The organism is Mycobacterium rhizamassiliense (assembly GCF_900157375.1).
Lineage (GTDB): Bacteria > Actinomycetota > Actinomycetes > Mycobacteriales > Mycobacteriaceae > Mycobacterium > Mycobacterium rhizamassiliense.
The window spans coordinates 5718650-5743578 of record NZ_LT721901.1; the positions used below are offsets into that span (position 1 = coordinate 5718650).

General features: G+C 69.9%; 27 protein-coding genes and 2 pseudogenes. 5 read left to right on the forward strand and 24 right to left on the reverse strand.

What is annotated here, in order from left to right; genetic code table 11:
• Positions 1 to 24: 24 nt before the first annotated feature.
• Positions 25 to 444 carry a MarR family winged helix-turn-helix transcriptional regulator gene (locus MRAB57_RS27095; protein ID WP_077090901.1) on the forward strand — a complete coding sequence of 140 codons (420 nt, stop codon included), beginning with the start codon at positions 25 to 27 and terminating at the stop codon, positions 442 to 444.
• 55 nt (positions 445 to 499) lie between these two features.
• On the opposite strand, the gene MRAB57_RS27100 is transcribed toward MRAB57_RS27095, so the two are convergent.
• Genes MRAB57_RS27100 through rpsB form a run of 3 tightly spaced genes read right to left on the reverse strand, consistent with a single transcriptional unit; the run spans position 500 to position 3614 of the window.
• Positions 500 to 1909, reverse strand: a complete 1410-nt coding sequence (locus MRAB57_RS27100; protein WP_077090083.1) for an amidase — start codon at positions 1907 to 1909, stop codon at positions 500 to 502.
• Positions 1910 to 1940: 31 nt separating this feature from the next.
• A complete protein-coding gene (gene tsf / locus MRAB57_RS27105; RefSeq protein WP_077090084.1) occupies positions 1941 to 2756 on the reverse strand; it encodes a translation elongation factor Ts in 816 nt (271 codons plus the stop codon).
• 12 nt (positions 2757 to 2768) lie between these two features.
• Positions 2769 to 3614 (reverse strand): 30S ribosomal protein S2, encoded by an 846-nt coding sequence (gene rpsB / locus MRAB57_RS27110; RefSeq protein ID WP_077090085.1) that lies wholly within the window; start codon positions 3612 to 3614, stop codon positions 2769 to 2771.
• 341 nt (positions 3615 to 3955) lie between these two features.
• Here rpsB and MRAB57_RS27115 point away from each other — a divergent pair.
• A pseudogene (locus MRAB57_RS27115) lies at positions 3956 to 4417 on the forward strand (M23 family metallopeptidase); the annotation flags it as partial.
• A 2-nt stretch (positions 4418 to 4419) separates the two neighbouring features.
• Here the strand turns inward: MRAB57_RS27115 and MRAB57_RS27120 are convergent.
• The 7 genes from MRAB57_RS27120 to MRAB57_RS27150 form a co-directional block, all read right to left on the reverse strand.
• A complete protein-coding gene (locus MRAB57_RS27120; RefSeq protein ID WP_077090087.1) occupies positions 4420 to 5316 on the reverse strand; it encodes a tyrosine recombinase XerC in 897 nt (298 codons plus the stop codon).
• Positions 5317 to 5348: 32 nt separating this feature from the next.
• Complete coding sequence (locus MRAB57_RS27125) at positions 5349 to 6509, reverse strand: lactate 2-monooxygenase (protein WP_077090088.1); 1161 nt, start codon at positions 6507 to 6509, stop codon at positions 5349 to 5351.
• Positions 6510 to 6549: 40 nt separating this feature from the next.
• A complete protein-coding gene (locus MRAB57_RS27130) occupies positions 6550 to 7401 on the reverse strand; it encodes a siderophore-interacting protein (protein ID WP_077090089.1) in 852 nt (283 codons plus the stop codon).
• 31 nt (positions 7402 to 7432) lie between these two features.
• Positions 7433 to 8599, reverse strand: coding sequence for a DNA-processing protein DprA (gene dprA, locus MRAB57_RS27135; RefSeq protein ID WP_077090090.1), 1167 nt, complete (start codon positions 8597 to 8599; stop codon positions 7433 to 7435).
• On the reverse strand, positions 8596 to 10107 hold the full coding sequence (locus tag MRAB57_RS27140) for a YifB family Mg chelatase-like AAA ATPase (protein ID WP_077090091.1): 1512 nt from the start codon (positions 10105 to 10107) through the stop codon (positions 8596 to 8598). The genes dprA and MRAB57_RS27140 overlap by 4 nt, the downstream gene beginning before the upstream one ends.
• A complete protein-coding gene (locus MRAB57_RS27145) occupies positions 10107 to 10484 on the reverse strand; it encodes a YraN family protein (protein ID WP_077090092.1) in 378 nt (125 codons plus the stop codon). Before MRAB57_RS27145 ends, MRAB57_RS27140 begins: the two co-directional genes overlap by 1 nt.
• A gap of 144 nt (positions 10485 to 10628) precedes the next feature.
• Entirely contained in the window at positions 10629 to 10802 is a 174-nt protein-coding gene (locus MRAB57_RS27150; protein WP_077090093.1) for a 5'-phosphate oxidase, read from the reverse strand.
• Between the two features lie 252 nt (positions 10803 to 11054).
• Here MRAB57_RS27150 and MRAB57_RS27155 point away from each other — a divergent pair, with 252 nt between their 5' ends.
• Positions 11055 to 11819, forward strand: a complete 765-nt coding sequence (locus MRAB57_RS27155) for a GAF and ANTAR domain-containing protein (RefSeq protein ID WP_077090094.1) — start codon at positions 11055 to 11057, stop codon at positions 11817 to 11819.
• A gap of 2 nt (positions 11820 to 11821) precedes the next feature.
• Here the strand turns inward: MRAB57_RS27155 and MRAB57_RS27160 are convergent, their stop codons facing one another.
• The 4 genes and pseudogenes from MRAB57_RS27160 to rplS all read right to left on the reverse strand — a co-directional run bounded on the left by MRAB57_RS27160 (position 11822) and on the right by rplS (position 14224).
• Entirely contained in the window at positions 11822 to 12127 is a 306-nt protein-coding gene (locus tag MRAB57_RS27160) for a DUF2469 domain-containing protein (protein WP_007171389.1), read from the reverse strand.
• Positions 12128 to 12184: 57 nt separating this feature from the next.
• Positions 12185 to 12923: pseudogene (locus MRAB57_RS27165) on the reverse strand (ribonuclease HII); the annotation flags it as partial.
• A gap of 2 nt (positions 12924 to 12925) precedes the next feature.
• Positions 12926 to 13804: a signal peptidase I gene (gene lepB, locus MRAB57_RS27170; RefSeq protein ID WP_077090096.1), complete on the reverse strand. Its 879-nt coding sequence runs from the start codon at positions 13802 to 13804 to the stop codon at positions 12926 to 12928.
• A 78-nt stretch (positions 13805 to 13882) separates the two neighbouring features.
• Positions 13883 to 14224: a 50S ribosomal protein L19 gene (rplS, locus tag MRAB57_RS27175; protein ID WP_077090097.1), complete on the reverse strand. Its 342-nt coding sequence runs from the start codon at positions 14222 to 14224 to the stop codon at positions 13883 to 13885.
• Positions 14225 to 14576: 352 nt separating this feature from the next.
• Between rplS and MRAB57_RS27180 the strand changes: the two genes are divergently transcribed.
• Complete coding sequence (locus tag MRAB57_RS27180) at positions 14577 to 15542, forward strand: serine hydrolase (protein WP_077090098.1); 966 nt, start codon at positions 14577 to 14579, stop codon at positions 15540 to 15542.
• Between the two features lie 3 nt (positions 15543 to 15545).
• Here MRAB57_RS27180 and trmD read toward each other — a convergent pair whose 3' ends face one another.
• From trmD to MRAB57_RS27210, 6 genes are all read right to left on the reverse strand, one after another.
• Positions 15546 to 16232, reverse strand: coding sequence for a tRNA (guanosine(37)-N1)-methyltransferase TrmD (gene trmD / locus MRAB57_RS27185; RefSeq protein ID WP_077090099.1), 687 nt, complete (start codon positions 16230 to 16232; stop codon positions 15546 to 15548).
• Positions 16233 to 16249: 17 nt separating this feature from the next.
• The gene (gene rimM / locus MRAB57_RS27190; RefSeq protein WP_077090100.1) at positions 16250 to 16777 is read right to left on the reverse strand and encodes a ribosome maturation factor RimM; all 528 of its coding nucleotides are present in this window, start codon (positions 16775 to 16777) and stop codon (positions 16250 to 16252) included.
• A gap of 11 nt (positions 16778 to 16788) precedes the next feature.
• Positions 16789 to 17031 carry an RNA-binding protein gene (locus MRAB57_RS27195; protein WP_036354608.1) on the reverse strand — a complete coding sequence of 81 codons (243 nt, stop codon included), beginning with the start codon at positions 17029 to 17031 and terminating at the stop codon, positions 16789 to 16791.
• A gap of 8 nt (positions 17032 to 17039) precedes the next feature.
• Positions 17040 to 17615, reverse strand: a complete 576-nt coding sequence (gene rpsP / locus MRAB57_RS27200) for a 30S ribosomal protein S16 (protein WP_077090101.1) — start codon at positions 17613 to 17615, stop codon at positions 17040 to 17042.
• A gap of 172 nt (positions 17616 to 17787) precedes the next feature.
• The gene (locus MRAB57_RS27205) at positions 17788 to 18207 is read right to left on the reverse strand and encodes a nuclear transport factor 2 family protein (RefSeq protein ID WP_077090102.1); all 420 of its coding nucleotides are present in this window, start codon (positions 18205 to 18207) and stop codon (positions 17788 to 17790) included.
• 42 nt (positions 18208 to 18249) lie between these two features.
• Positions 18250 to 18714 (reverse strand): carboxymuconolactone decarboxylase family protein, encoded by a 465-nt coding sequence (locus MRAB57_RS27210; protein WP_077090103.1) that lies wholly within the window; start codon positions 18712 to 18714, stop codon positions 18250 to 18252.
• 62 nt (positions 18715 to 18776) lie between these two features.
• On the opposite strand from MRAB57_RS27210, the gene MRAB57_RS27215 reads away from it, so the two are divergent.
• Entirely contained in the window at positions 18777 to 19652 is an 876-nt protein-coding gene (locus tag MRAB57_RS27215) for a D-alanyl-D-alanine carboxypeptidase family protein (protein ID WP_077090104.1), read from the forward strand.
• Here the strand turns inward: MRAB57_RS27215 and MRAB57_RS27220 are convergent.
• From MRAB57_RS27220 to MRAB57_RS27235, 4 genes are all read right to left on the reverse strand, one after another.
• A complete protein-coding gene (locus MRAB57_RS27220; RefSeq protein WP_077090105.1) occupies positions 19649 to 20251 on the reverse strand; it encodes a TetR/AcrR family transcriptional regulator in 603 nt (200 codons plus the stop codon). The two genes, MRAB57_RS27215 and MRAB57_RS27220, sit on opposite strands and share 4 nt — an antisense overlap.
• Before the next feature lies 1 nt (position 20252).
• On the reverse strand, positions 20253 to 22037 hold the full coding sequence (locus MRAB57_RS27225) for an N-acyl-D-amino-acid deacylase family protein (protein WP_077090106.1): 1785 nt from the start codon (positions 22035 to 22037) through the stop codon (positions 20253 to 20255).
• Between the two features lie 77 nt (positions 22038 to 22114).
• The gene (locus tag MRAB57_RS27230; protein WP_077090107.1) at positions 22115 to 23797 is read right to left on the reverse strand and encodes a serine/threonine-protein kinase; all 1683 of its coding nucleotides are present in this window, start codon (positions 23795 to 23797) and stop codon (positions 22115 to 22117) included.
• A gap of 55 nt (positions 23798 to 23852) precedes the next feature.
• Positions 23853 to 24926: a metal-dependent hydrolase family protein gene (locus MRAB57_RS27235; protein WP_108638016.1), complete on the reverse strand. Its 1074-nt coding sequence runs from the start codon at positions 24924 to 24926 to the stop codon at positions 23853 to 23855.
• Positions 24927 to 24929: the final 3 nt, after the last annotated feature.

Below are 24929 nucleotides of genomic sequence, written 5' to 3' on the forward strand. Positions count from 1 at the left end.
CCTGCGTGTGTCAATATCGTTGGCGTGGCTGCGACCGGAGATGCTCCCCTTGGCTACCTGCTCTACCGAGTGGCGGCCGTGCTGCGGCCCGAGGTGGCCGCCGTATTGGGCCCGCTGGGCCTGACGCTTCCCGAATTCGTCTGCCTACGAATGCTTTCGATGAGCCCCGGCCTGTCGAGCGCCGAACTGTCGCGAAACTCCAACGTCACACCGCAGGCCATGAACACGGTGCTGCGCCGGCTGGAAGAGGTTGGCGCGGTGGCGCGACCGGCGTCGGTGTCCTCGGGACGGGCGCTGCCGGCCACCCTGACTGCTGCGGGCCGCACGGTGTTGAAGCGCGCGGAGGCCGCCGTGCGGGTCGCCGACGGCCGCATCCTGGAGAAGCTGACCGTGGCGCAACAGCGCGAGTTCAAGCGCATGCTGGAAAAACTCGGGTCCGACTGACTAGCGGCGATCGCGAGGGCGGCGAAGGCGGGCGAAGCGGGTCGCCGCCATCAAGCTATCCGGCGTCCTGGATCCTGGCCCACGGCCGGGCCGCCTCCAGTTCGTAGGCAAGCTCCAGCAGCAGCGCCTCCTGGCCGAGGTCGGCGGCCAGCATCATGCCCACCGGCATGCCGTCGGCGCTGCGGGCCAGTGGCAGCGAGATCGCCGGGTCGCCGGTCACGTTCTGCAGCGGCGTGAACGTCACCCAGTCCATCAGCCGGTCCATCACCTGCTGGTAGTCGGTCGGTGCCAGGTAGCCGACCTGCGGTGTCGGGTCGGCGAGCGTCGGGGTCAGCAGCGCGTCGTAGGTGCGGTAGAACTCGGCGCTGCGGCGCCGCATCCCGCGCAGCCGCATGATCGTCCGGGGCAGCCGGTACAGGTGGCGGCTGGCGTGCCGGGCCAGGCCCAGCGTCAGGGCATCCAGCTTGCTTCGGTCGAACGAGTCGCCGAATGCCCGGCGCCCGGAGCGCACCTGCGCCATCGCCAAAAAGCCCCAATACAGAATGAAGTCGTCCACCAAGCTGTCCGGAATCGGGTGCTGGTCCAGGTGCTCGACGCGATGGCCCAGCTCCTCGAGCAGCCCGGCCGTCTTCAGCGTCAGCTCGCGCAGTTCGGGGCTGCACTCGCGGCGGATCGACTGGGTCGCCACGGCGATGCGCAACCGCTGCCGGCCCGGCGCGGTGACGTCGCCGATGGGCGCCAGCTTGGGATTGCGCCAGATGCGCTCGACCTCCCGATAGAACGCCGCGGTGTCGCGCACCGAGCGGGTCAGCACACCGTTGGCGACGATGCCCACCGGCATCCTGCGCAGCTCGGCGTCCAGGGGCAACCGGCCGCGCGACGGCTTGAGGCCCACAATCCCGTTGCAGGCGGCGGGAATTCGGATCGACCCGCCGCCATCGTTGGCGTGGGCCATCGGCACCACGCCCGCGGCGACGAAGGCCGCCGAGCCCGACGACGACGCCGCCGCGGTGTAATCGGTGTCCCACGGGTTGCGGACCGCGCCCAGCCGCGCGTGCTCGGCCGCCGCGTTGAACCCGAACTCCGACATCTGCGTCTTGCCCAGCGGCGTCAGGCCGGTGGCGAGATACAGCTGGGTGAACTCACCGTCGGCGGCGGCGTCGAATGGCGTCCAGGCGTCGGCGCCCCGCATGGTCGGCTGGCCGGCGACGTCCACGTTGTCCTTGAGGAACGTGGGGACGCCGCTGAAAAATCCGGTCGACGGATTGGCCGCAGCGGTTTTGCGCGCCTGCTCAAACGCCTTGTACACCAAGCCATTCAGCGCGGGGTTGACCGCTTCGGCGCGGGCGATGGCCGCCTCGACGGCGTCGGCACGGCCGACCCACCCGGCCCGGATGGCATCGCTGAGGCCAACCGCGTCCAGGTCACCGAGAGCATCATCACCGAAAGCATGCACGCGTCGCATAACAGTGACGCTAGCCGCTCACGTGTGCTGGCTAGGTTTGGCCCACCTCGAAGCGAGCGAACCGGGTCACGGTCACGCCGGCCTCGTCGAGCAATGCCTTGACGGTCTTCTTGTTGTCCGACACCGACGGCTGCTCGAGCAGCACGGTGTCCTTGAAGAATCCGTTCAGCCGGCCCTCGACGATCTTGGGCAGCGCCTGCTCGGGCTTGCCCTCTTCCTTCGCGGTCTCCTCGGCGATGCGCCGTTCGCTGGCCACCAGGTCCGCGGGGACGTCGTCGCGGGTGAGGTAGCGCGCCTTGAGCGCCGCGATCTGCAGCGCTACGGCGTGCGCGGCATTGGCGTCGCTGCCCGTGTACTCGACCAGCACGCCGACGGCAGGCGGCAGGTCCGCGGCCCGCTTGTGCAGGTACGCCTCGACGGTGCCGTCGAAGTACGTCGCGCGGCGCAGCTCCAGCTTCTCGCCGATCTTGGCCGACAGGTCGGCGACGGCCTGCTCGACCGTCTTGTCGCCAATCTTGGCGCCCTTGAGGGCGTCGACGTCAGCGGCCTTGGATTGCGCTGCCGCCGAGACGATCTCGTCGGCCAGCGTCTGGAACTCCGCGTTCTTGGCGACGAAGTCGGTCTCGCTGTTCAGCTCGATCAGCGCGCCGTCCTTGGCCGCGACCAGGCCCTCGGCCGTCGCGCGCTCGGCGCGCTTGCCGACGTCCTTGGCGCCCTTGATCCGGAGCGCCTCGACGGCCTTGTCGAAGTCGCCGTCGCTTTCGGCCAGCGCGTTCTTGCAGTCGAGCATGCCGGCACCGGTGAGCTCACGAAGACGCTTGACGTCGGCAGCGGTGAAGTTCGCCAATGGTCAGCCTTCCTATGAAGATTCAGGGGTTGTTTCGGGTGCAGCTCCAGCGGCGTCGGTGGTGGCTGTGGTCGTTGCGGTCGTTGTCGCCGAGGCCAGCAGCTCCTGCTCCCATTCGGCGAGCGGCTCGGCGGCGTCGGCCTCGGGCTTGCCGTCGCTGCGGCCCACGCCGGCACGCGCCTGCAGGCCCTCGGCGACCGCGGAGGCGATCACCTTGGTCAGCAGCGCCGCCGAGCGGATCGCGTCGTCGTTGCCCGGGATCGGGTAGTCGACCTCGTCGGGGTCGCAGTTGGTGTCCAGGATCGCGATGATCGGGATGTTCAGCTTGCGAGCCTCCGCGACCGCGAGGTGCTCCTTGTTGGTGTCCACGACCCAGATCGCCGACGGCACCTTGGCCATGTCGCGGATACCGCCCAGGCTGCGCTCCAGCTTGTTCTTCTCGCGGGTCAGCATCAAGATTTCCTTCTTGGTGCGGCCCTCGAAGCCACCGGTCTGCTCCATCGCCTCGAGTTCCTTGAGGCGCTGCAGGCGCTTGTGCACGGTGGAGAAGTTGGTGAGCATCCCGCCCAGCCAGCGCTGGTTCACGAACGGCATGCCGACGCGGGTCGCTTCGTCCGCGACGGACTCCTGCGCCTGCTTCTTGGTGCCGACGAACATGATCGTGCCACCATGGGCGACGGTCTCTTTGACGAACTCGTACGCCTTGTCGATGTAGGTCAGCGTCTGCTGCAGATCGATGATGTAGATGCCGTTGCGGTCGGTGAAGATGAACCGCTTCATCTTGGGGTTCCAGCGACGGGTCTGGTGCCCGAAGTGGGTGCCGCTGTCCAGCAGCTGCTTCATGGTCACGACGGCCATGTGGATGCCATTCCTTTGTTTCGGTTGTCGCCCTGCATCGGGTGAGGCCGGGCCCTGGCGACTGCTGCGATGCCGGACCCAGCCGGTAAACAAACCCGGTCGGGACCTCCCGACATGCCATTGCGTTCTCCTAGTGGAACGGGAGACGCCATGCAGACGCGCGAAGTCAGCCCGCTAACGGGCCGCGACGAGGAGTTTACACCGACTCAGCTGGTGCTTTTTGCCACCGTGTCTGTACACATCGGTATTCGTGCACAGATTTGCGGACGCGATTGGCCCTGGTGGGGGCGCGGCGGTGAACTCGAGATGTGCGATGGGTGGCGCTGGTCCTGAGCGTGGTGCTGGCCAGCGCCGCGACGGCGACGGCCGAGGACGTCCGCCTGGACTGGCCGCTGCGACCGCCGCCGGCCCTGGACGGATCGGCCCGCGGCTTCGATGCCCCCTCGCCGGATTGGCAGCCGGGCCACCGCGGCGCGGACCTGCCCGGTAGCCCTGGCCAGCGGGTATACGCCGCCGGCGCCGCGACCGTGGTGTTCGCCGGGACGCTGGCGGGGCGTCCGGTGGTGTCGCTGGCCCATCCCGGCGGCCTGCACACCAGCTACGAGCCGGTGCGGGCGGCCGTGCGGGCCGGACAGACGGTGACCGCCCAAACGGTGATCGGCGAGCTGCTGGCCGGGCATCGCGGCTGCCCGGCCGCGGCGTGCCTGCACTGGGGCGCGATGTGGGGCCCGGCGTCGGCCGCCGACTACGTCGATCCGCTTGGCCTGCTGAAGTCCACCCGCGTCCGGCTCAAGCCGCTGAACGGCTAGGCCCGCGGGTGGGCCTGGTCGTGCACCGCCCGCAGCCGGGACACCGCGACGTGGGTGTACAGCTGGGTGGTCGCCAAGCTGGAATGGCCCAGCAGCTCCTGCACTACCCGCAGGTCAGCGCCGCCTTCGAGCAAATGCGTGGCCGCGCTGTGCCGCAGTCCGTGCGGGCCCATGTCGGGTGCGCCGTCGACGGCGGCGATCGTCTGGTGCACGACGGTGCGCGCCTGACGTACGTCGAGCCGCCGGCCCCGCGCCCCCAGCAACAGCGCCGGCCCGGAGTTCGCGGTGGCCAGGGCGGGACGCCCGTCGCGCAGCCAGGCGTCGAGCGCCTCGGCCGCGGGCACCCCGTACGGCGCGGTGCGCTGCTTGTCGCCCTTGCCCAGGACGCGCACCAGCCGGAACCGGGCGTCCACGTCGTCGACGTCCAGCCCGCACAGCTCGCTGACCCGGATGCCGGTGGCGTAGAGCATCTCGACGATCAGCCGGTCCCGCAGCGCCAGCGGATCACCTTGCTCGGCACCGGATTTGGCGGCGGCCATGGCGTCGAGCGCCTGGTCCTGGCGCAGCACCGCGGGCAGGGTGCGGTGCGCCTTGGGCATCTGCAGCCGCGCGGCCGGGTCGCCGGTCAGCAGGCCGCGCCGCGCCGCCCACGCCGTGAACGCCTTGACCGACGAGGTGCGGCGGGCCAGCGTCGTGCGGGCGGCCCCGGTGGTCGCCGCGGTGGCCAGCCACGACCGCAGCATGGGCAGGTTGAGCCCGTCCAGGCCGGCGCCGTGAGCGTCGAGGTAGGCGAACAGCGAGCGCAGGTCGCCCAAATACGCGCGACGGGTGTGTGCCGACCGACCGCACTGCAGGTCGAGGTACTCGTCGAACTCGTCGAGGATCGCCTGCATTCCCCCACCGTCGCAGGCCCGGTCGAAGCCCTCTAGCCGACGCGCCGCAGCGTGTCCGGGGTGAGATCTTTCAGCGTCGGATAGCCGTCGACGGCCATGATCAGGTCCGCCTCGGCCAGCAGCGAGCGCAGCACGTGCACGATGCCGTCGACACCGCCGAGCGCCAGGCCGTAGGCGTACGGCCGGCCGATGCCTACGGCGGTCGCGCCCAGTGCCAGCGCCTTGACGATGTCGGCACCGTTGCGGATGCCCGAGTCGAACAGCACCGGCATTCCCTCGGCCGCCTCGATCACGCCGGGCAGGCAGTCCAGCGCGGGCAGGCCGCCGTTGGCCTGCCGGCCGCCATGGGTGGAGCAGTAGATGCCGTCGACGCCGCCGTCCTTGGCGCGCCGGGCGTCGTCGGGGTGGCAGATGCCCTTGATGATCAACGGCAACTTGGTGAGCGACCGCAACCAGGGCAGGTCGTCCCAGGTCAACGGGTTGCCGAAGGTCGTGATCCACTGCAGGACGGTGCCCTGCGGGTCCTCCTCCGGCGGGCGCTGCAGGCTGGCCCGGAAGACCGGGTCGCTGGTGTAGTTGCTCAGGCAGTGGCCGCGCAGCTGCGGGAAGTTGGCCGTGGTCAGGTCGCGCGGGCGCCAGCCGGGAATCCAGGTGTCGAGGGTGACGACGATGCCCTGGTAGCCGGCGGCCTCGGCCCGCTGCACCAGGCTGGCGGCCAGGTCACGATCCTTCGGCGTGTACAGCTGGAAGAAGCCGGGGGTGTCGCCGAACTGCGCGGCGACGTCTTCCATCGGGTCGGCGGTCAGGGTGGACACCACCATCGGGACGCCGGTGGCCGCGGCCGCGCGCGCGGTGGCCAGGTCGCCGTGGCCGTCTTGGGCGCAGATGCCGATGACGCCGATCGGGGCCATGAACACCGGCGACGGCAGGGTCAGGCCGAACATCTGGACCGACAGGTCGCGTTCTTTGGCCCCGACGAACATGCGCGGGATCAGGCCCCAGTGGTCGAATGCCTCGCGGTTGGCGCGTTGGGTGCGTTCGTCGCCGGCGCCACCGGTGACGTAGGACCACACCGACGGCGGCATCGCCTTTTCGGCCCGGGCCTCCAGCTCCGCGAAGGCCATCGGCAGCGCGGGCGACACCCCGCCCAGGCCCTTGAAGTAGATCTCGTTCTGATAGTCGCCGAATGCCATGCGTTAGAGGATGCCAGCCGGGGCGTCGCGCTGACGACCCCTACCGGGCGCCGGCCTCGGCCTCGGCGAGTTCCTTCTTCCACTGCCGGAACGTCTCTTCGGTGCGGCCGCGCCGCCAGTAGCCCGAGATCGACGAGGCCCACTTCGCGTCCACGCCACGGTCTTTGCGGATGAAGGGCCGCAGGTTGTGCATGACGGCCTGCGCCTCGCCGTGCATGAACACGTGCACCTGCCCCGGCAGCCACAGCGTGGTGGTGACGGCCTCGATCAGCGGCGCGAAATCGCCGGCGCGGTCGTCGGCCACCAGGTCGGCCCGGCCGCCGCGGTAGATCCAGTTCACCTGCACTTCTTCCGGCGCGGTCAACTCGATCTGGTGCTCAGGTCCGGCCACCTCGATGAACGCCTTGCCAATCGCGTTGGGCGGCAACGCCTCCAGCGCGTTGGCGATGGCCGGCAGCGCGGATTCGTCGCCGGCCAGCAGGTGCCAGCCCGCTGCCGGGTCCGGGGTGTAGGCGCCGCCGGGTCCCATCAGGTAGATCGCCTGGCCCGGTTGGGCGGAGGCCGCCCACGCACCGGCCACGCCGTGTTCGCCATGCACCACGATGTCGAGCGCGATCTGCCGGGCCGCGGCGTCGACCTTGCGGACGGTGATGGTCCGCACCGAGGGCCTCTTCTCGGGCGGCAGGACGGAGAAGCTGTCCTGGGTCAACGGATGCGGCAGCGCGGCCACGTCGACGGCGTCGGCAACGAACACCAGCTTGACGTAGGAGTCGGTGAAATTGCTGGGCACGAAGGTGCCGAAATCGCTGCCCTCGAGCAGCACCCGAACCATGTGGGGTGCGATTTGCTCAGTACCGACGACCGTGAAGTGCTGAAGGGGTCGACCCGCCACTTGTCCTCCTCTTTGACCGGACCCCCGCCGACTATACGAGTCGCGACGTTTGCGCAGCTCGGGCACTGCGCGCGCGGGCGATTCGCCAGCGCCCGCCGTCGCGCTCGGCCAACCCCGTCACCTCGAGGATCGCCAGCGGCCCGAGCACGTGCTCGGCGGCCAGGCCCGACGCGACCGCGATCTCGTCGACCGTGGTGGCGCCGCGGCCGGGCAGCGCCTCGTACACCTGACGCTCGGCCTCCCCCAGCCCGTCCAGCGCGGTGGCGGGACGTGGTTCCTCGACCGCGAATTCGCCGACGCGACCGACGAGCTCGACGATGTCGTCGGCCCGGGTGACCAACTCGGCGCCGTTGCGCAGCAGCGCGTGGCACCCCGCCGATGCCGACGACGTCACGGGCCCGGGCACCGCCGCCACCACCCGGCCCAGCGTGCGCGCCCAAGCGGCGGTGTTGGCCGCACCGCTGCGCAGGCCCGCCTCCACCACGACCGCGGCCCCCGCGACGGCGGCCACCAAGCGGTTGCGGGTCAGGAACCGGTATCGCGCCGGGCGCACACCCGGCGGGTATTCGGTGAACACCAGCCCGTGCCGGGAGATGCGATGCAGCAGCGCGGAATGCCCTGCGGGATAAGGAATGTCGATGCCGCCGGCCAGCACCGCCACCGTGCTGCCGTCGCAGCTCAACGCCGCGCGGTGCGCCGCGCCGTCAATGCCGTAGGCGCCGCCGGAGACCACCGCGACGTCACGCTCGACCAGACCCGCCGCCAGGTCGGCGGCGACCTGCTCGCCGTAGGGTGTCGCGGCCCGCGTGCCGACCACCGCTGCCGCCCGCTGCGCCACGTCGTCGAGCCGCACGGGACCCTGCGCCCACAACACCAGCGGCGGGCCGACACGGGGCCGGGCGCCGGCGCCGTCGAATGCGGCGAAGGCGAGCAGCGGCCATTCGTCGGAGTCCGGTGTGATGAGCCGGCCGCCGCGCTGCGCGAGCAGCTCGAGATCGGCTGCGGCCCGGTCGATTTCACGGCGCGCTTCGGTGTGGCGGGCCAGCTCGTCGTTGACCAGCCCGCGGCGCACCCGATCGGCGGCCTCCACCGGCCCCACCGACTGCACCAGGGCGGCAAGTTGCGGGCACGGCGGCTCGGCCACCCGCGACAGGTAAGCCCATGCCCTGCAGACGGATTCGTCGAGGATGGTCGTCATCGCTGCGTCCCCGGTTGGCGGAAGCTCAGCGCCGCCGCGACCTCGTCGAGGCCCGGCGAGCCGCGGCCGGACAGGTCGGCCAGGCTCCACGCGACCCGCAGCGTGCGGTCCAGCCCGCGAATGCTGAGCAACCCGCGGTCGAGCGCGGTGCGCAGCGGATTCATCGCGGCGCTGCCGGGGCGATACTTCCGGCGCAGCAGCGTCCCGCTCACCTCGGCGTTGGTGCGGAAGCCGTGGGCGCGCCAGCGGGCGGCGGCCGTCTCGCGCGCCTGCGCCACCCGGGCGCGCACCGCCGCCGTCGATTCGCCGTCGGCGGCCGAAAACGCCCCGGCCCGTACCGGATGCATCTGCACCCGCAGGTCCACCCGGTCCAGCAGCGGCCCGGACAGCTTGCCCAGGTAGCGACGCTTGGTGGCGGCCGCACAGATGCAATCGCGGGGATCGGCCGGCGCGCACGGACACGGGTTGGCCGCCAGCACCAGCTGAAAGCGCGCCGGGTAGCACGCCACGCCGTCGCGGCGGGCCAGCCGAATTTCGCCGTCCTCCAACGGTGTTCGCAGCGCCTCGAGCGCCGAGACGCTGATCTCTGCGCACTCGTCGAGGAACAGCACCCCGCGGTGCGCCCGGCTGACGGCGCCGGGGCGGGCCATCCCGGAGCCGCCGCCGACGAGAGCCGCGACGCTGGAGCTGTGGTGCGGCGCCACGAACGGCGCCCGGGTGATCAGCGGCGTGTCCCCCGACAACAGCCCGGCCACCGAGTGAATGGCGGTGACCTCGAGCGCCTCGCCGTCCGTCAGCTTCGGCAGCAGCCCCGGAAGGCGTTGCGCCAGCATGGTTTTGCCTACCCCCGGCGGCCCGGTCAGCATCAGGTGATGCGCCCCGGCCGCCGCCACTTCGACCGCGAATCGGGCCTGCGACTGCCCGACCACGTCGGCCAGGTCGGCCGCCGGCTCGGGCTCGTCGACCCCGCCGGTGATCCGCTGGTCCAGCTGGGCCGAACCGGACAGCCAGCCCTGCAGCTGCCCGAGGGTGCGAACGCCCCACACGTCGACGCCGTCGACCAGGCTGGCCTCGGCCAGGTTGTCCATTGGCACCACGACGCTCGGCCAGCCGTCGCGCTTGGCCGCCAGCACGGCGGGCAGCACGCCGCGCACCGCGCGGACGCGGCCGTCCAGCGACAGCTCCCCCAGCAGCACCGTCTTTTCCAGCCGCTCCCACGGGTGCTTGCGCTGCGCCGACAGCACCGCGACCGCCAGCGCCAAGTCGTAGACCGACCCCATCTTCGGCAGCGTCGCCGGCGACAACGCGAGGGTCAGCCGCGACATCGGCCAGGTGTTCCCGCAGTTGGTGACCGCCGCCCGCACGCGGTCGCGGGATTCTTGCAGCGCGGCGTCGGGCAGGCCGACCAGGTGCACCCCCGGTAAGCCGGAGGTGATGTCGGCCTCGATTTCGACGATCTCGCCGTCCAGGCCGCGCACGCCGACCGAGAACGCACGTCCCAGCGCCATCAGCCGATGCCCTGCAGATGCGTGATCACCGGGACGCGGTCCTGCGCGAGGCGCACCCCGATCACGTCGAGGCGCACCGCCGCCCAGCCGTCGTCCTGGCCGGCCAGCCACAGCCCCGCGAGCCGGCGCAGCCGCCGGACCTTGCGCTCGGTGACCGCGTACGCCAGGCCACCGAAAGCGTCGCCGGTGCGGGTCTTGACCTCGACGAACACCACCGTGCGGCGGGCGTCGTCGCAGGCGATCACGTCGAGCTCGCCGTGCCGGCAGCGCCAGTTGCGGTGCAAGATCCGCAACCCCATCGCCCTCAGATGGTCCGCGGCCAGGGCCTCACCCATCGCGCCCAGCTGGATCCTGCTCATCGCCTTCAACGTCGTCATGCGGCCAACCTGCCGGGCGGTGCCGACACGCGCCCGCCCCGCGACCGTTGAAAGGTCGCAGCGACAAGGGTCTATCCCCAGTCGCGAGTCGATCCACAGCCGGACGCGTCAACATACGCGAATCGCCTTGTCCGGCAAGCTAACTCATCCCCAGTGCGGGGGTTTGTCGCTCCCGGGGCAGTCGGACGATCGGCAATGCACGTCGCGCACTCGCCGCGACACGACGTTGCCGTCGCTGTCGTAGGTGTACTCGACCGTCGCCTCGGCCTCCCGCCGGCAGGCGGGACACGTCGCCATCTCCGTCTTGAACCGCGACATGGGGCCCTACCAGATCCGGTCGGCGCGGCTGTAGACGTTCACGCAGCCAAAGCTACCTGGGCGCGACGTTGACCGTCCCTTTCACCCCGAGGCCCGTCGGCGCCTCTAGCACGTGCTTTACGCTACGAAGCGGGGCGTGGACGGCCGGCGCGAGCCGGCATTGAACGACGTGGGGTTGGCGTCGGAAAACCGATCATCTACGGTGACCGAACGCGGCCCTGAACACCGCGAACGCAGGAAGAGAGGCACACAGTGGCAGACGAGTCGAATGCCGGTGCACCCGATTCCATGCCGGGCGGCGAGAAGGCCGACCCGGCCACCGTCTTCGCGGCCCTCGCCGAGATCATCTATCAGGGCTCCGACGCCAACGAGATGTACGCCGCGCTCTGCATCGCCGCGACCCTGGTCGTCAAGGGCTGCGACCACGCCAGCCTGCTGGTCCGCGAGGGCGACCACTACGTCACGGTCGGCGCCAGCGACGAGCTCGCCAGAAAAATCGACGAGCTGGAGCGGCGCACCAATGACGGCCCGTGCATCGATGCGATCGAGGAAGAAACCCCGCAGATCGACGCGAACCTGGCCACGCCCTCGCTGTGGCCCAAGCTCGCCGCCGTGCTGGTGGCCGAGACGCCGGTGCGCGGCGCGATGGGATTCCGGCTGCTGGTCGACAAACGCAAAGGTGCCGCGCTCAACCTGTTCAGCGACACGCCCGACGTGTTCGACGCCGAGGCCGCCGGGCGCGCTGCTGTGCTGGCCGCCTTCGCCAGCGTGGCCATCAACGCGGTCGCCAAGGGAGAAGACTCCGCCAGCCTGCGCCGGGGCCTGCTGAGCAACCGCGAGATCGGCAAGGCGGTCGGGATGCTGATGCTGCTGCACGACATGTCCGAGGACGATGCGTTCGACCTGCTGCGGCGCCACTCCCAGGCCCTCAACATCAAGCTGGCCGACGTGGCGCGGGCCGTCATCGACAGCCGCGGGCAGCTGCTGCCCAACGGCGGCAGCCCCCTGGACGGCTAGGGCTACTCCGGCAGCCGCAGCTCGGGCTTCTCGACCTCTTCGATGTTGACGTCCTTGAAGGTCACCACCCGCACCTGCTTGACGAAGCGCGCCGGCCGGTACATGTCCCACACCCAGGCGTCGGAGAGCCGCAGCTCGAAGTAGACCTCGCCGTCGGCGTTGCGCGGCACCATCTCCACGCTGTTGGCCAGATAGAAGCGTCGCTCGGTTTCCACGACGTAGCTGAACTGCCCGACGATGTCCTTGTATTCGCGGTACAGCGAGAGCTCCATCTCGGTTTCGTACTTTTCGAGATCCTCAGCACTCATCTGCTCAGACGTCCTTTTCCTGCCATGTTCCCCGCCTTCCCAGGCCCTGAGGCGGCAAGTCTCATCCCATCTTTCCTCACCGGAATTCGCCCCGCTCGCCCGGAGGGTCGGGTTTGCACTCTGCCACCACCCGCGCCTGGCCACCCCTGGCAACGCGCCGGACGTTGATGAACGAATACCGGTGCTCGGCGCAGGGCCCCAGCTGTGTCAGCGCCCTGCTGTGCGCAGGCGTGCTGTAGCCCTTGTGTTCGGCAAAGCCGTAGCCGGGGTGGTCGGCGTCCATCGCGACCATCAACCGGTCCCGGCTCACCTTGGCCAGCACGCTGGCCGCCGCGATGCAGGCCGCGGCCGCGTCGCCACCGATCACCGGCAGCGACGGCATCGGCAAGCCCGGCACCCGGAAGCCGTCGGACAGCACATACCCGGGCCGCAGCGGCAGGCCGGCCACCGCGCGCCGCATGCCCTCGATGTTCGCCACGTGCACGCCGCGCCGGTCCACTTCGACCGACGGGATGAACACCACGTGATAGGCGAGCGCGTACCGGCAGATCAGCGGGAACAGCTTCTCCCGCACCTTCTCGTTCAGCTTCTTCGAGTCATCAAGGGCCGCAAGGCTTTCCAGCCGGTTCGGGCCGAGCACGCAGGCCGCCACCACCAGCGGGCCCGCGCAGGCGCCACGGCCCACCTCGTCGACCCCGGCCACCGGACCCAGGCCGCTGCGATGCAGCGCGGACTCCAGAGTGCGCAACCCCGACGACTTGCGGATCACCGCGCGCGGCGGCCACGTCGTGGCCACGGCTACTGCCCCTGTTGGGGGTTCACCGAACCCACGCCACCCCATCGCGACGGCGGCCACACGATGAACCTGGCCTTTCCGATGACATTGGGCACCGGCACCGTTCCCGTCATGGGATCGCCGGTGCACAGGATGCCCTTGAGCGCGTCGGCGGGGATGCTCGTGCAGTGGGCGCGCGAGTCCGCGGAGTGTGTGCGATTGTCACCCATCACCCACAGCCGGCCGGGCGGGACGGTGACGGGCCCGAATTCGCTGCCCAGGCACGGGTACATCGCCGGGTCGGCCATCATCGTGGCGGAGTTGAGGAATGGCTCTTTGAGCGGCTTGCCGTTGACGGTCAGGCCGGTGTCGGCCCGGCATTGCACGGTTTGTCCCTCGGTCGCGATGACCCGCTTGACCAAGTCGTTCTCGTCCGGCGGCACGAAGCCGATGAAGGACAGCGCGTTCTGGACCCAGCGCAGCGCGGTGTTGTTGGACCGGATCGACTTGTAGCCCAGGTTCCACGGCGGCGGCCCCTTGAAGACGATGACGTCCCCGGGATGCGGTGAGCCGAAGCGATAGGTGATCTTGTCGACCATGATTCGGTCGCCGACGCAGCCCGAACAGCCGTGCAGGGTGGGCTCCATCGATTCCGACGGAATCAGGTACGGGCGCGCCACGAACGTCAACATGACGTAGTAGAGCGTGATGGCGATGACCGCCAGGATCGCCAGCTCGCGCAGCGCCGACTTCTTCTTCGGCTCGTCGCCGTCGGCCTCGTCCCCCGGTTCGGGGTCCGGCGTGGGCGCCTCGTCGGGGTGCGTGGCGTCTGCGGTAGACACCTTCGGCTCTGGCTTACCCGGCTCGGACTGGGGCTCAGACGAGTCCGTCGTGTCGGTCACGAGATCAGAGTAGCCAGCAGCGATTGGGGGCTTGCGAAGCGCCGCACCGGCCCAGCAGGGCCGCCGGGGCGCACCGGCTCAGCGCTTCTCCTTGATCTTGGCCTTCTTGCCACGGAGTTCGCGCAGGTAGTACAGCTTGGCGCGGCGAACATCGCCACGAGTCACCACCTCGATGTGGTCGATGGTCGGCGAATGCACCGGGAAGGTCCGCTCGACGCCGACGCCATAGCTCTCTTTCCGGACGGTGAACGTCTCACGGACGCCGCCACCGGACCGGCGGATGACCACGCCCTTGAACACCTGGACGCGCTCTTTCGCACCCTCGATGACCTTGACGTGCACGTTGATGGTGTCGCCCGGGCTGAAGGCCGGGATGTCGTCGCGCAGCGACGTCTGGTCGACGAAGTCCAGCCTGTTCATCTTAAGAAGACACTTCCTTGCGGATCGCGGCCTGGGCAGCCACCCACACGTAGACGTGAGGCGGTCACCGAGCCGATGGTTCGGGGCTTTCAGGGTGTATCCCACGGCATGCGGGGGGCGCACCGGCCCGCCGACAACCGCTCGAGACAACTGGTCAATTGTGCCAGATACCCCGCGTGCTGTGAAAATCACGTGAAATGAGGCGGTTTGTGGCGACCGGTAGGCCGTGCTGAATGGTACATATGACGGGGACCGAACGCGCAGGTGAACCCAAGCTTGCGCGGGAAGCCCGAGGTAGACGGCAACGAGGCCGCTGGTTGCCTGTTTACTTCAAGAAAGTGAGAGACCGAGAATGCGTACCCGCCCGCTGACCGTGCTCACCGCGATCGCCGCGGTGACGATGGTGATCGCCGGGTGCGACGAGGCCCTCATTTCGGGCAAGGGCCCGGCCAAGTTGACCGCCAAGCCCGCGCTGGTCGAGCGCCGGCTGGAGCCACAGCCGCAGTTCATCGAGCGGCTGCTGGACACCGTCGGGCCGGCCGGGGTCGCCGCGGCCGAAGGCCTGCCGACCGCCGGCTTCAGCGGGGTGCAGGGCCGCATCCAGCAGGCCACCGACGAGGCCGCCGCCAACGGGGCCACCCTGTCGGTCGCCATCCTCGACCGCAAGACCCACGAGCTGGTCTCCAACGGCAACTCTCAGATCATCGGCACCGCGTCGGTGGCCAAGCTCTTCATCGCCGACGATCTGCTGCTGGCCGAATCCCAGGGCAGGACGACCCTGTCCCCCGACGACCGCAAGGCCCTCGACGTCATGCTGCAGTCCTCCGACGACGGCGCCGCCGAGCGGTTCTGGGACCAGGGCGGCGGCGACAGCATCATCACCGAGGTGGCCGGCCGGTACGGGTTGGGCGCGACCACGCCGCCCAGCGACGGGCGCTGGTGGAACACGATGAGCACGCTGCCCGACCTGATCCACTACTACGAGATGCTGCTCGACGGGACCGGCGGGCTGTCGCCGGAGCGGGCCAAGATCATCGTCAACGACCTGGCCCAGTCCACGCCGAACGGGCTGGACGGCTACCCACAGCGGTTCGGCATCCCCGACGGCCTGTTCGCCGAAACGGTTGCGGTCAAACAGGGTTGGATGTGCTGCATCGGCGCCGACTGGGTACACCTGTCGACCGGCGTGATCGGTCCCGACCGTCGCTACATCATGGTCGTCCAGTCGCTGCAGCCCAGCGATGACGCCACCGCGCGCCAGACGATCACCAACGCCGTCAAGACGATATTCCCCAACGGCCGCATCGGCACCGCCTAGCCGCTAGGCCCCCAGGTCCGGGCGGCGCTCCCGGGTGCGCTGCAGCGATACCTCCTTGCGCCACGCGGCGATTCGGGCGTGATCACCCGACAACAACACCTCGGGCACGTCGCGGCCACGCCAGCTCGGCGGCCGGGTATAGCTCGGCCCCTCCAGCAGGCCGCCCATCGTCGGCGAATGCGAATCCTCCTGGTGCGACGCGGGATTGCCGAGAACGCCGGCCAGCAGCCGCAGGACAGCCTCGATCATCACCAGGGCCGCTGATTCGCCACCGGGCAGCACGTAGTCGCCGATGGAGACCTCTTCGACCCGCATCCGTCCGGCGGCGTCGTCGGCGACGCGCTGATCGATGCCCTCGTAGCGGCCGCAGGCGAACACCAGATGCCGCTCGGCGCTCCAGCGCTGGGCGGCGGCCTGGTCGAACAGCACTCCCGCCGGCGTCGGCACCACCAAAAGCGTTTCCTCAGAACAGATCTCATCCAGCGCGTCACCCCACACCGGCGCCTTCATCACCATTCCGGGCCCACCGCCGTAGGGCGCGTCGTCGACCGTCCGGTGCACGTCGTGTGTCCAGCGGCGCAGGTCGTGCACGCGCAGGTCGACCAGCCCCGACTCGATCGCCTTGCCCGGCAACGCTTGTCGCAGCGGGTCCAGGTAGGTCGGGAAAATCGTGACCACGTCGATCTTCATGTCGATGCGCGCCCCATCTACTCCAAATCCAGCAGGCCCTCGGGCGGATCGATCTCGACGATCCGGTCGTCCAGCGACACCGACATGACGATGGCCCCGACGAAGGGCACCAACAATTCCGCGCCGCCGTCGGTCCGCGTGACGGCCAGCAATTCGCCGGCCGCGGTGTGCAGTACCTCAGCGATCACGCCGATGTCCTGCCCGCCCGTCGTGCGGACGGCCAGGCCCTCGAGCTGATGGTCGTAATAGGTGTCGTCCTCGTCGATCGGCGGCAGGTCGCCGGAGTCCACCACGAATACGTTGCCGCGCAACGCATCGGCGGTGTCGCGGTCGTCGACCCCGTCCAGCCGCACCAGCAGCCGCCCGCTGTGTTCGCGCGCGGCGGCGACGACATAGCTACGCTGTGGGCCGTCACCGCGGGATGGCTTGGCGCGCAACGTGACTCCCGGCGCGAAGCGGGCTTCGGGATCGTCGGTGCGAACGTCCACGACCACCTCGCCAGTGATGCCGTGCGCCTTCACTACGCGCCCGACGAGCAGCTCCATGAGCGCCCCGCCTACTGGTCGGTGTCCACCACGTCGACGCGGATACCGCGGCCGCCGATGCCGGCGACCAGCGTGCGCAACGCGGTCGCGGTGCGTCCGCCACGACCGATGACCTTGCCCAGATCGTCGGGGTGCACGTGCACCTCGACCGTGCGCCCGCGCCGGCTGGTGACCAAGTCCACCCGGACATCGTCAGGGTTGTCCACGATTCCGCGGACCAGATGTTCGACTGCGTCGACGACGACCGTACTCATCGCGGCGGTCAGCCCTCGGTCGCCGGTTCGGCCGGTGCGGCTTCAGCCTCGGCGGCGGGCGCCTCAGCGGCGGCGGGGGCTTCGGCCTCGGCGGCGGGTGCCTCAGCGGCGGCGGCTTCAGGGGCGGCCTCGTCGGCCTTCGCGGCGGCGGCGGCTTCAGGGGCGGCCTCGTCGGCCTTCGCGGGGGCCTTCTTGGCCGGGGCCTTCTTCTTCGGCTTGGCGGCCTCGGTGGTGGGCCCGCCGTCGGCCTCGGCCAGCGCGGCGTTGAACAGCTCCAGCTTGCTGGGCTTGGGTTCCTTGATCTTCAGGGTGCCCTCGGTGCCGGGCAGGCCCTTGAACTTCTGCCAGTCACCGGTGATCTTCAGCAGCTTGAGGACGGGCTCGGTGGGCTGTGCCCCGACCGAAAGCCAGTACTGGGCCCGCTCGGAGTTGATCTCGATCAGGCTCGGGTCTTCCTTCGGGTGATACCGGCCGATGACCTCGATGGAGCGGCCGTCGCGCCGGTTGCGGGCGTCCGCGATGGCGATGCGGTACTGGGGATTGCGGATTTTGCCAAGCCGAGTCAGCTTGATCTTCACAGCCATGGTTAAGCGACTTCTCCTGTGTGTATCACGCTGCAATTCAGCGAAGCGGGCGGAATGCCCGGATCCGGTTTTGCCTCGCGTGCGTGACCACCGCGCGGCCGGAGTCGCGGGGCGGACAGCCGCCCATTGTGCCAGACCAGCGGCGTCGGACAGAAATCCGGCCTCTCGGCGCCTACTGCACCTTTTGGTAGATCTTCGTCTCGACCCGGCGCGTCATCCGCCAGCCCTCGGGGGTGCGGGCGAACTCGTCGTCGTACCAGAGGCCGCAGAACAGGATCTGGTCCTTGTCGCCCGGCAGCACCATCGGGTTGAAGCAGATCACCCGCGACGAGGCCTTATCCCCCTCGACCTGCACCGAGAAGTTCCCGAGCATGTGCGCGTAGATCGGGAAGGTCGGCAGCACCTCCGACAGCCACTTCTTGACCTCGGGGTAGGGCCCCTCGATCCCGCCCAGGGCGGTGTAATCGATGTACGCGTCGGGGGTGAATACCTTGTCCAAATCGTCGAATCGCCGCTGGTCAATGGCGGTGGAGTAGTCCACCATCAGCTGCTGGATCTCCAGACGGTCGGAAATTTCGGCCAGGCTCAACATGCATAGATTGAACACCCGGGATGTAGGCGGGGCCGCGGCGCCTCACTCGGCGCGTTTCGCGACCGCCGATGCCGGCGGATTGCGGAAGCTGACCGCCAACCGGTTGTAGGCGTTCATCACCCCGATCGCCAGCGTCAGGTCGACCAATTCCTTGTCGTCGAACACCTCCGACGCGGCCGCGTACGCGCTGTCGGGCGCGCCGGTTTCCGAGATCCGGGTGACGGTTTCGGCCCACGCCAGGGCGGCGCGCTCGCGGGCGTCGAACAGCTCCCCCGCCTCCTGCCACACCGGAACCAGGGCGATCTTCTCGTTCGATACGCCGAGGTCGCGCAGTTCGCGCGAGTGCATGTCGATGCAATACGCACAGCCGTTGATCAGTGACACCCGCAGGTAGACCGTGGTCACCAGCCCCGGCAACAGGCCGGACTGGCTCACGTAAAGGTGAACGCCGCCAAGTGCTTTCACGCCTCGTGGGGACACCGCCGCGTAGTCGAGTCGTTCGCTCATGGTATTTACAATGCCGCAGCCCACCGCCGCAATTCCAGGTCCGGACGTTAAACTTTGCGGCCATGCGGAAACTCATGGCCGCGGTCGCCGCCCTGCTCGCCGTCAGCACCTGCTTAGGCGTGGCCCCCCGGTCATGGGCCGACAGCACCCAACCGATCGGTTCGGTGCCCATCCCCGACGGGCCCGCCGCGACCTGGATCCTGGCCGACCTGGACAGCGGTCAGGTGCTGGCCGGGCGCGACCAGAACGTGCAGCACCCGCCGGCGAGCACCATCAAGACGCTGCTGGCGCAGGTGGTCCTGGACGAGGTCAGCCTTGACTCGACCGTGGTCGCCGATGTCGCCGACACGCAGGTCGAGTGCAACTGCGTCGGCATCAAGCCGGGCCGCACCTACACCGCCCGCCAGTTGCTCGACGGCCTGCTGCTGGTCTCGGGTAACGACGCCGCCAACACGCTGGCCCACCTGCTGGGCGGCCCGGACGTCACGGTCGCCAAGATGAACGCGAAGGCGGCCTCGCTGGGCGCGGTCAGCACGCACGCGGCGACGCCGTCCGGCCTGGACGGGCCCGGCGGCTCGGGGTCCTCGACCGCGCACGACCTGGCGGTGATCTTCCGGGCCGCGATGGCCAACCCGATGTTCGCCCACATCACCGCCGAGCCGTCGGCGATGTTCCCCGGCGATCACGGCGACCAGCCGATCACCAACCAGGACGAGCTGCTGACCCGCTACCCCGGCGCCATCGGCGGCAAGACCGGGTTCACCAACGCCGCCCGCAAGACATTCGTCGGCGCCGCGGCGCGCGGAGGTCGCCGACTGGTGGTCGCGATGATGTACGGGCTGCTGAAGCCGGGTGGCCCGACGTATTGGGATCAGGCGGGCAACCTGTTCGACTGGGGCTTCGCCCTCAACCCGTCGTCCAGCGTCGGCTCGCTCTAAAGTTTCTCATCCGGGACCAGCCCGGTAATCAGCTTGGACAGCAACGCAATTCGCTGTTCTTCGATATCGGGCTCCGGAAAAATCCCACGCACCATCGCCGCGCCGTCGAAGACGTTGGTCATCAACGCCACGAGCACCGGGAACGTGTCCCCGCCGATCGCGTCGGCGCCAGGCAGGGCCCGCGCGGCGTCGAGAATCTTTGCGGTGTACTGCGCCAGCACGTCCCGCAGGTGGGCGTTGAGCTTCTCGTCGGTGCGCGCGGCGATCATCAGTTCGTAGAGCACCGCGTTGGTGGGGCCGCCGGTGATGTCCCGCAGGATCACCAGCGCTGCCTCCAATGCCGGGCGGCCGGCCGGGATTGCGGCGACCTGCTTGGTGAACGACTCCACCTGCCGGCGCAGCACCTCCGATGCCGTCGCGGCCATGAAGTCGCCCATCGTCTCGAAGTGGCGGAACAACGCCCCCACGGACACGCCCGCGCGCTTGGTGATCACCGCGGCCGACGCCCGGGCGTAGCCGACCTCGACGATGCTGGCGATCGAGGCCTCCAGCAGCCGGCCGACGGTCTCCTCGCGGCGCTGTTGCTGAGTGCGGGCCATGTCAGGCGTGCACCTTCGCGGGCGCCGGGCGGCGCTGGCCCGCCCGCAGGTAGCGGCCCGACTGCACGGTCTGGCCGTAGCCGTCGCGGAACTTGCCGGCGCGGAACACCACGGCCCCATTGACGCCGGTGGCGACCACGGCGTCGTCGTTGCGGTTGACCATCCGCCGCAGCCCACCGTAGAAGGGCACCTCCTGCTCGTAGTAGCCCTCGACCGCCTCGTTGAGGCCGGCCGGATCGATCACCACGAAGTCGGCGCGGTCGCCCTGCCGCAGGGTGCCGGCCTCGAGGCCGAACCACTCCGCCAGTTCGCCGGTCAGCCGGTGCACCGCACGCTGGGTGGACATGAACGGCGTGCCGGCCCGGGATGCGTCCCGGGTGCGCTTGAGCATCTTGATCGGGAAGTTGTAGAACGCCATGTTGCGCAGGTGCGCACCGGCGTCCGAGAAGCCCATGTGCACGCTGTCCTCGTTGGCGAGCGCGTCGAGCAGCTTGGGCCGGTGGTTGGCCACCGTGGTCGTCCACCGCACATTGCGCTCACCGTTTTCGACGAGCACATCGAGGAACGCGTCCAGCGGGTGCAGCCCGCGCTCGTCGGCGATCTTGCCAAAGCTCTTGCCGATCAACGACTTATCGGGGCATTCGACGATGACGGCGTCGTGGAAGTCGCGGTGCCACAGCGACGGGCCGAGCTTGATCTTGTCGAACTCCTGCCGGAACTTCCGGCGGTATCCCTCGTCGGCCAGTAACTCGTTGCGCTGCAACTGATCACGCAGATGCAGGGCCGCGGTGCCCGCGCCGAACTCCTCGAACACCGGCAGATCGATTCCGTCGGAGTACAACTCGAAGGGCACCGGCAGGTGCTGGAATTTGACGCTGGAACCGAACACCTTGTTCGCCAGGCGTACGGCGGGCCCGAAGACGTAGACCGCGAGCGGATTGGACTTGGCGTCGGCCGACACCAGCAGGCTCATCCGAACGCCCTTGCGCCGGTTGAACATTCGACTACTGGCCAGGAAGAACAGGATTGCCGTCGCGGCGTTGTTCACGTCGGGCGCGCTCTGCAGCATCCGGCCGCGCTTGCGCAGCACCTTGATCAGCCTGTGCCGCTCGCGCCACGTCGCGAAGGTCGACGGCAGCGCCCGCGAGCGGAACCGGTCGCCGTCGAGCTTGTCGATCGCCGCGTCCATGCCGGACATGCCGAGCATGCCGGCCTCGAGCGCCTCGTCGAGTAGCTTGGCCATCTTCTCCAGCTCAGCGTCGGTCGGCTTGACGGTGGCGTCGGTGGCGCGGTCGAGGCCCAGCACCGTGCTGCGCAGGTCCGAATGACCAAGCAGCGAACTGACATTCGGCCCCAGCGGCAGCGCGTCGATGGCGTCGATGTATTCCGCGGCCGTCGACCAGGTCCGGTTGGCTTCCAGCGCGCCGAGGACGAACTTGCGCGGCACCGCCTCGACGCGGCTGAACAGGTCGGCGGCGTCCTCGGAGCCGGCGTACACCGTCGACAGCGAGCACATGCCGAGCAGCACCGTGGTGACGCCGTGGCGCACTGACTCCTGCAGGCCGGGGTCCAGCAGCACCTCGGCGTCGTAGTGCGTGTGCACGTCGATGAAGCCCGGCATGATCCACTTGCCCGCGGCGTCGATCACCTCGGGGCAACCGGTCTCGTCCAGCGGGCCGGCGGTGACGGTCGCCACCACGCCGTCCCGGATACCGAGCGTGCGGGTCTGCGGCGCCGCGCCGGTGCCGTCGAACCACAATCCGTTGCGAATGATGACGTCGTACATGAGTGCTACCTCCGGGGCTGTTGGTTATCCCGACGCTAACATAGATAGCAATCGCTCACAATCTTTTTCCTACGACGTCACCGATGCGGGGTCCGCGTGGTCGGCGCCGAGGAGGTGGCGAGGATCGTCACCGGATCGGGAAGCTGCAGCTCAGGCGGCACGTCGCCGACGCGCGAGGCCACCGCGGGGGCGCGGATCACGGCGCCCTGCTGGCGGCAGCCATTGGTCTGCACGGTCAGCGTCAGCTGGCCGGTGAGGTCGCCCGAGGGCTGCGGGTGCAAGGTGAGCACCTGGCTGGACGCCTGCTTGCCCGCCGCGCCGGCGGGGCCGACGCACGAGACCCTGCCGCTCGTCGGGCGGGCTATCCAGCTGCCGTCGCGGAAATCCCACAGGACCGGCTGCGCGTCGGGTGTCTTCACCCGGCTGTGGTCGCCGTCGTCGAGCTGCACCGCGGCGGCGCTGCAGGCGCTCGGCGTGCACGACGAGCGGAACGCCCACCAGCTGTTGGCGTCGGGCGGCTGCGGATCCGGTGTCTCGTTGAACGTCTGCTTCGAGCGGTCGACCTGGAGGCGGTAGGTGCCGTCGAGCGGGGTGCTGGCCGGGGCGCTGGGGTCTCGGTCGGCGTTCAGGTCGAACTTGCGCGCGACGAGGAAGGCGACGACGGCCAGCGCCGCGACGACCACGACCGCCCCGGCGGCCAGCACCAGGCGCCGCGGCCTGCGTCTGCTCGGCACGACGGGGCGACGGCCCCCCGATCCCCCGGCCGTGTCGACCGTCGACGCGGACGAGTCGGTCGGACGGGGTGTCACCGCTTTCGGCGCCGGGCGCTTCGTGGCGCCGGTCGCCTCCTTGCGCCACGCCGCGGGCTGCAGGTTGGCCGCCGACCTGTCCGACAGGTCATCCAGGTCCGGCCAGGTGAGGTATTCGGCCGCGGCGGCGGACTCGGGGTTGTGGTCGCCCACCGAGACGCCGCCGTGTTCGGTGGCCGCGTCCGCGAACGCGCCGCAGGACGGGAACCGGTCGGCGGGGTCGGTCGCCAGCGCCCGGGAGAAGACCTCGTCGAGGCGCGCCAGCTCCGGGCGTTGGTCGCTGAGCAGCGGCGGCGCGGCGCCGGTTTCGTGCACCGGCGGTGCGCCGGTCAACAGGTGGAACGCCGTCGCCGCCAGGGCGTACTGGTCGGCGCGCTCGTCGAGCTGGCCGCCCGCCAGCTGCTCCGGCGCGGCGTAGCCGGCCGGGCCGTCGGGCGCGGCTTCGGACGCGCCGCCCCGGCGGGCCAGCCCGAAGTCGGTCAACAGAACCCGTTGCTCGCCGGCTTCCCGTCCGGTCAGCACGATGTTGGCGGGCTTGACGTCGCGGTGCAGCAGCCCGCGGTGGTGGGCCTCGTCGAGGGCCTCGGCTGCGGCGGTCAGGATGGCCAGCACCTCGTCGACCGGCGACACCGCCGGGAAGCGGTCGGCCATCAGCTGCGCCGCGCTGATGCCTTCGACGTAGCTCATCGCGATCCACAGCTGGTCGTTGAACTCGCCGCGGTCGAACACCTCGATAACGTGCGGGTGCCGAAGGTTCGCCGCGATCGCGGTCTCCCAGTGGAACCGCCCGCGGAACTCGCTGTCCGACGACCACGCCCGCGAGAGGATTTTCAGCGCAGCCCAGCGCGCCGACCGTCGGTCTTGGACCAGGTACACCTCGCCGGTCATCCCTGCACCCAGCCTTCGCGCGACCATGTAACCGGCGAAGGTCGCGCCGCTGGCTAACGCCATCCCGCGATCCTATCCGCCGGCGCGACGGCGCGCGCGGCTAGCACTTGGTTGGTTTCTAGGGCCGAAAGGTCTTGCCGCGCAGGATCACCAGATCCGGCTGGCCCAGCACGCCGGGACCCAGGCGCGGGTCCTGCGAGTAGCACACCAGGTCGGCGGAGGCCCCGTGTTCCAGGGTCGGCCGGCCCAGCCAGCGGCGCGCGTCCCAGCACGCCGCGCCCAGCGCCTCGGTGGCGCTCATCCCGATGCCCTTCAGCGCCTCGACCTCGTCGGCGATGCGCCCGGGCGCCACCATCGTGCCGGCGTCGCTGCCGGCATAGATCGGCACGCCCGCCTCCCGGGCCGCGGCGATGCGCGGCCCGGCGCGGGCGTAGAGGTCACGCATGTGGGTGGCGTAGTCCGGGTACTTCCCCGCGGCCGCGTCGGCGATACCGGAGAAGTTCTCGACGATGTTGACCAGCGTCGGGACCAACACGGTCCGGTGCTCGACCATCAGCGCGATGGTGTCGTCGTCCAGGCCGGTGCCGTGTTCGATGCAGTCGATGCCGGCGTTGATCAGGCCGGGCAGCGCGTCCTCGCTGAAGACGTGCGCGGTGACCCGGGCCCCGTGCTCGTGCGCGGTGTCGATGGCGGCCTTGAGCACGTCGTCGGACCACAGCGGGGCGAGATCGCCGACGCCGCGGTCGATCCAGTCGCCGACCAGCTTGACCCAGCCGTCGCCGCGCTTGGCTTCCTCGGCCACCGCCGCCGGCAGCTGCCACTCGTCCTCGAGCTCGCGGGAGAAGCCCGCCGCGTACCGCTTCGGGCGGGCCAGATGCTTTCCGGCCCGGATGATGCGGGGCATGTCGTCGCGGTCGTCGAGGCTGCGGGTGTCGGTGGGCGAACCGCAGTCCCGCAGCAGCAGGGCGCCGACCTCGCGCTCGGCCTCGGCCTGGGCGACCGCGTCGTCGAGCGGGATCTCGCCATGATCGCCGAGGCCGATGTGGCAGTGGGCGTCGACCAGACCGGGCAGAATCCAGCCGCCCTCGAACACGGTGTCGGCGCCGGAGACCGGCTCGGTGCTGATGCGGCCCTCGACGATCCACAGTTCGATCTCGGCCTCGTCGGGCAGCGCCCGACCCCGCACGTGCATGCG

Excerpts from the sequence above, each read along its gene's own strand:
- trmD (WP_077090099.1), bottom strand. The coding sequence starts at position 16,232 with ATGAAGATCGACGTGGTCACGATTTTCCCGACCTACCTGGACCCGCTG.
- MRAB57_RS27195 (WP_036354608.1), bottom strand. The coding sequence starts at position 17,031 with ATGAGTACGGTCGTCGTCGACGCAGTCGAACATCTGGTCCGCGGAATC.
- MRAB57_RS27140 (WP_077090091.1), bottom strand. The coding sequence starts at position 10,107 with ATGGCGCTGGGACGTGCGTTCTCGGTCGGCGTGCGCGGCCTGGACGGC.
- MRAB57_RS27235 (WP_108638016.1), bottom strand. The coding sequence starts at position 24,926 with ATGCACGTGCGGGGTCGGGCGCTGCCCGACGAGGCCGAGATCGAACTG.
- MRAB57_RS27125 (WP_077090088.1), bottom strand. The coding sequence starts at position 6,509 with ATGGCATTCGGCGACTATCAGAACGAGATCTACTTCAAGGGCCTGGGC.
- MRAB57_RS27180 (WP_077090098.1), top strand. The coding sequence starts at position 14,577 with ATGCGTACCCGCCCGCTGACCGTGCTCACCGCGATCGCCGCGGTGACG.
- MRAB57_RS27220 (WP_077090105.1), bottom strand. The coding sequence starts at position 20,251 with ATGGCCCGCACTCAGCAACAGCGCCGCGAGGAGACCGTCGGCCGGCTG.
- rplS (WP_077090097.1), bottom strand. The coding sequence starts at position 14,224 with ATGAACAGGCTGGACTTCGTCGACCAGACGTCGCTGCGCGACGACATC.
- rpsP (WP_077090101.1), bottom strand. The coding sequence starts at position 17,615 with ATGGCTGTGAAGATCAAGCTGACTCGGCTTGGCAAAATCCGCAATCCC.
- rimM (WP_077090100.1), bottom strand. The coding sequence starts at position 16,777 with ATGGAGCTGCTCGTCGGGCGCGTAGTGAAGGCGCACGGCATCACTGGC.
- MRAB57_RS27210 (WP_077090103.1), bottom strand. The coding sequence starts at position 18,714 with ATGAGCGAACGACTCGACTACGCGGCGGTGTCCCCACGAGGCGTGAAA.
- dprA (WP_077090090.1), bottom strand. The coding sequence starts at position 8,599 with ATGACGACCATCCTCGACGAATCCGTCTGCAGGGCATGGGCTTACCTG.
- MRAB57_RS27100 (WP_077090083.1), bottom strand. The coding sequence starts at position 1,909 with ATGCGACGCGTGCATGCTTTCGGTGATGATGCTCTCGGTGACCTGGAC.
- MRAB57_RS27120 (WP_077090087.1), bottom strand. The coding sequence starts at position 5,316 with ATGCAGGCGATCCTCGACGAGTTCGACGAGTACCTCGACCTGCAGTGC.
- MRAB57_RS27145 (WP_077090092.1), bottom strand. The coding sequence starts at position 10,484 with ATGACGACGTTGAAGGCGATGAGCAGGATCCAGCTGGGCGCGATGGGT.
- rpsB (WP_077090085.1), bottom strand. The coding sequence starts at position 3,614 with ATGGCCGTCGTGACCATGAAGCAGCTGCTGGACAGCGGCACCCACTTC.
- MRAB57_RS27150 (WP_077090093.1), bottom strand. The coding sequence starts at position 10,802 with ATGTCGCGGTTCAAGACGGAGATGGCGACGTGTCCCGCCTGCCGGCGG.
- MRAB57_RS27225 (WP_077090106.1), bottom strand. The coding sequence starts at position 22,037 with ATGTACGACGTCATCATTCGCAACGGATTGTGGTTCGACGGCACCGGC.
- MRAB57_RS27205 (WP_077090102.1), bottom strand. The coding sequence starts at position 18,207 with ATGTTGAGCCTGGCCGAAATTTCCGACCGTCTGGAGATCCAGCAGCTG.
- MRAB57_RS27215 (WP_077090104.1), top strand. The coding sequence starts at position 18,777 with ATGCGGAAACTCATGGCCGCGGTCGCCGCCCTGCTCGCCGTCAGCACC.
- MRAB57_RS27160 (WP_007171389.1), bottom strand. The coding sequence starts at position 12,127 with ATGAGTGCTGAGGATCTCGAAAAGTACGAAACCGAGATGGAGCTCTCG.
- MRAB57_RS27230 (WP_077090107.1), bottom strand. The coding sequence starts at position 23,797 with ATGGCGTTAGCCAGCGGCGCGACCTTCGCCGGTTACATGGTCGCGCGA.